This window comes from Moorena sp. SIO4A5 (genome assembly GCF_010672005.1).
In the GTDB taxonomy this organism is placed as follows: Bacteria; Cyanobacteriota; Cyanobacteriia; order Cyanobacteriales; family Coleofasciculaceae; genus Moorena.
The window spans coordinates 1-4,784 of sequence record NZ_JAAHHZ010000358.1 but is presented as its reverse complement, the minus strand read 5'-3'; the positions used below and the strand labels follow the sequence as shown (position 1 = coordinate 4,784).

The window sequence follows — 4,784 nt, the reverse complement described above, 5'->3', positions numbered from 1 at the left end:
CCGCCCCTAACGCACCCTACTGGACTGACACATCTAAAATGGTGCAATAAGCGTAGGTTGGGTTGAAGAATGAAACCCAACACCAGTAACGCATTGTTGGGTTTCCCTACCGCTCAACCCAACAAACATTTTTAGGTGTGCCACGCCACTACGCACCCTAAAACCTTGTTAGAGTCAACTTCTGACTTCTGACTTCTGACTTCTGACGCTAAGCGTAGCGCTATACTTACTACTTCAGAGCATTAAAGATTAGTCCACCTTACGACGGAAGACAAAGGATCCATTGTCGCCAGGAGCAACAGTACCAACTTCATTGACGTACCTAGTCACTTCCTCACCGCTAGCTGGGTCAGTATTTCCAAAGGATAAGGTATTATTGAAGTACTCCACAGTACCCTGAGATGGGTCAGTTCCTTGCTCGTGAGTGGTGACAGTAACCCAGTTGTTAGGAGCTGCAGTACCATCCTCAGTAATGGTGAAGTTCTCAGCATCCAAAACTACGTTACCAGCACCCACTAGTGGTTCAGAGATATTGGTGTAGGTAATTCGGTACTCGATAAACTGACCAGGCTTAGCCCGTTCCGCGAGGGTACCTTCCTGATCACCTGTGGGATCTCCGCCGGAGAAGTCCTGAATCACTGTTACACCATCAGTATCCAGAATCCGAGCTTCTTGCACCATCTGCATATAACCAGTGTAGGGACGGTCAACAGTAATGTTGAAGACGGTGTCTTCAGTGACATCAAAGTTTCCGTCCGTGGTGTTGTCCACAAAGGCAACAATCGGAATCCCGTAACCCTGAACTTGAGCTGTCTCAGGTAAGTCAACAATTACCTCGTAATCCAATTGCTGACCTGGTGTGAGAGTACCAACATTAACTGTTGTACCACCAGTGAGGGTAAAACCACCAGCTTCAGTGTAGGTGTAAGTCGCCTCAAGAATTGGACCTGTCTCTGGCTCGTACCTGATCGTGACCGTAGTGTTATCAGGAATCTGGTTATCTGGTCCAAAGTCTACTGGAGTGGTGAATTGAGGATTAACTTGAGGGTCATTAGTCGCCGCATTACCGACTGAAGGCGCAATTGGCAACAAGGTTACGTTATCTAAATTAGTAGCATTGGGGTTCTCAACGGTATTGTCGAAGGTCACCGCACCTGGGTCAATGTCGATACCCTGAGCTGTTCCAGCTGGAATAGTTGTGGACTGGTTAGTGAAGTCATCATTGTCATTGGTTGGACCAATGGCGTTGGGTCGATTCTCTGGACCATTGAGGATTTGACTGGTAGTCTCAATGTCTGCAGTAATGGTAACTACAGTGTCTTCACCCTTAGGTCCTTCACCTGTGTTGTCATTGTCTTCATCAACACCATCAGCACTGGGATTGGCAATACCAAGGTCTGTAGCTGGGTTGAAGTCGGTACCAGTCTCATCCGGTGGTGTACCATCATCATTGTAGTTGTTGGGATTTTGGTCACCGGATTCATCGTAGACCACTTCATCCGTTGGGTCACCGACAGTTTCACCAAATGCCTGAGCAATGTTAGCGACTTCACCACCAGCAACCGGTAACCCACTGGTGATCACACCAAAGCTGAAGCCATTGGCATCAGCTTCAGTGGAGGTTCCTGCAGTAATAGGACCGTCAGCAATAAAACCAATGCGCTTAACATCAGCTGGGGGGGTAGCAGACCAGTCTACGCTCAGGGCGTCACGACCAGTTACCGCTGGATCGTCATCAGAGTAGACCACTGTCCAGCCTGCTGGGGCAGTAGGCGCTTTTGCAGGGTCAGTATCAAATACTGTACCTTCGGGAATGACATCAGAAACCAAAACCCGCTGAACTGGCGCACCATCAACGGTAATAGTAGTTCCTTCGAGATCCGCAGCTTGGAAATTAATCGCTGGGTTAGATGACTCAACCCGGAAGTCTAAGCGATAAGTAATTTTATCATCGCTAGCACTATTAGGATCGTCACCGTTATCAACTAGATCAATATTATTCGGACCTATGATTCGCTTGAGAACAGTGATGGTGGCTAGTTCCTTAATCTCTGTAGAGAGTAAGACCTCTTGGAACGCCGAACCTTCACGCTCACCATTGACCGGAGCTTCGGTAGGATCAGCATCTACGGTAGTAACTTCATTAGGATTGGAACCATCATCAGCATCCGGCTGGTTATCAGTAGCAGGACTATTGTCGTTAGGTCCGGTATCACCTAACTGGACATTAATCGGAGCCCCTGCTTCATCTACAATAACCGTACCTTCAACCCGTACCTTAATGCTGCCATCAGCAGCAATGGGAGTGGTTGTGGTAAAACCAGCTGCTGGAATAGTTGTCTCGAAATCGCCATTCCCATCCAAGTCAGCTGTCACTGTAATAGGAGTAGGAGCAGCAGGATCGGGATCTAAACCAGTGATGGCGATGTTATCAAGACCAGGAATCGCAATATTGGTGTCTTCGTTACCAATGTTGGTAATCACGAAGTCAAATTGCAAGGTATCACCAGTAGCAATACTACCTAGGTTGACGTCATTAACACCATCAGGTTGAACCAGCAAACCAGCCACTTCAGCGACCTCAACGATCACAGTGTTTGAGGTCGCGTCGATGGTAACCCCTGGATTGTTGGGGTCTTCATAGGTAGCTTCCGACTGGTTAATAATCTGTACACCAGCATCAGTTCCATCCGCAAATACAGGTACTGCTAGCTGAAACAAACTACCGAGAATGAGGGAAGCACTGACTAATGGTCGTAAGTATCTACGACGAAGCTTGATTGACTTTCGTTGAGCCATGGAGGATTTTCCCTAATTGAGAACACAAAGATATATAAATAGTCCCTGGGTCTAGGATGATACTGACCCTGGTTGTTAGCTAGTAGCTTGTTTGTAAGCTAGGCTAGCCTTCAATATCTAGGAAAACTCACCTAAACTGCTTTCGGCATTCGAGATTTAACGGATTTTCTAGAGTAGTCATCCTGAAGTGCATATGTAAAAATACGTAATAGGTCGTAAACTATCAGCCATAAGTACTAAATATTTCCTTTAGTTGCTTTTTTTTTCTAATAGCAGGTTATAGTACTGGAGTCATTGCTATAACTAGCTAATCAAAGGGGGTTACAGCAGCAGATAGGTATGACTTATAGGTATGACTTCAGGGTCAAGGTGGGTGATGTTAGCTATATCGAAGGGCGTAAGTAAACTAACTATAACGTATCTAAGCTAAATTAAGTGATTATGCCCATACTTATTTAGTCATACGGTTGATGCGCTAATCCACCACTTCGGTAACAATAGATTAATTAATAACTAATATCGTGGTTTAGGTGTGAGGAAAATTATAATGATTAACTCTATGAGTTATTGGAATAAAAATTACTTAAAATTCAATAATTATATAGCCAAAATAAATAGGTTGTGAACGATCAGACGGACAATAGACCAGCACTACAATAACTTTTGGCCTTCTGGGTGTTTACAAATCGTTTATAAACCCGCTTAGTAAGCTTAGTAAGTTGTTAACCATCTAATTGGCACAGCAAAAGTTACAGGGTGATGTTGAGGCTTGACTGAGGGTTAACGGTTAACCGCGCTTCGAGCTTGGTTGCGGGGCAATCAGGGTGGATCCCTGCTTAGTGCTAATGCCTATTAATCAGCCTCTACATGAAAAGCTATCAATTTAACTGTGCTATGTGAATGATTATCATAGTATTTATATACCAAATTCAGCAAAATTATGCTGAATTATAGTCCAATTATCCCATAAGTTTTGATCAAACTACCGGATGGATAGCTCATAAATCTTGACGGCTGATTAATCGCTAATTAATCATAATCGAATTTAATTAAAATACTTTCAAATACTTACACGTGCTTTAACGCATTGTATGCAAATGTTTATTGACACAAGCTAGTGATAAGGTTTACTTTTTTTTTAAAGGTCGAATAAACGCCATGCTAGGGATAGTTATTCATTAAGTAGTTTTATTAAAAACTACTTAATGAATGTGAAGTTTTTGTGAACATCATTATAATTGTTAATTCTTATACAAATCCGCCCCTATATTAGCCCTTAGTTATCAAAGATAAGCATGTTTTTTTATTTCAATAAAGAAAATTTTCTAGTAAATTAAGATACCAATATACTCAGTTAATAGCTCCAAATAACTACCAACAGAAAACAATCATGAAGTATCTGCTTACCTCATTACTGATACCAAGTCTAGGTAACATACTGCCAATACTACTGAGTTAGTAACCGACACCCGTACCGAAACGCAGCTACACCAACGAAACCTGGTGTTCTTACTGTGCTCCGACTGTGGGCGATCCCTTGCAGTCTTGAAATACCTCGTTCTATCTTTACGCTGTTCCTTCGCAAAACCCTGTTCAAGGTCACCTTTTATGTCCACTACACCTGATTTAAGTCCAAACCAGTATGAATAAGATTCTAGTAATTGAAGACGAGCCAATAATTCGGAAGAACCTCCTCACCCTGCTCAGAGCAGAAGGGTTCGAAACGATTAGTAGTGACAACGGTAGCAGTGGAGTCAAGCTTGCTCAAAACCAGCAGCCAGATTTAATTATTTGTGATATAATAATCCCTCAGCTAGATGGTTATGGTGTTTTAAAGACTCTGCAGCAACATCCCATCACTGCTGCGATTCCCTTTATTTTCCTCAGCTCCAAAGCTGACTGGTCAGATTGGCGTATGGGGATGAGGTTAGGGGCTGATGATTATCTGATCAAGCCTGTTAAGCGCGAGGAATTGCTAGATGCGA

2 protein-coding genes are annotated in these 4,784 nt (G+C 43.4%); one reads left to right on the top strand and one right to left on the bottom strand.

The annotated features are described in order from the left end of the window. Window positions 1–249: 249 nt before the first annotated feature. Window positions 250–2,799: a hypothetical protein gene (locus F6K57_RS36960; RefSeq protein WP_075903510.1), complete on the bottom strand. Its 2,550-nt coding sequence runs from the start codon at window positions 2,797–2,799 to the stop codon at window positions 250–252. A gap of 1,642 nt (window positions 2,800–4,441) precedes the next feature. Here F6K57_RS36960 and F6K57_RS36955 point away from each other — a divergent pair. After that, a partial coding sequence (locus F6K57_RS36955) for a response regulator (protein ID WP_293073250.1) occupies window positions 4,442–4,784 on the top strand: 343 nt, incomplete at its 3' end.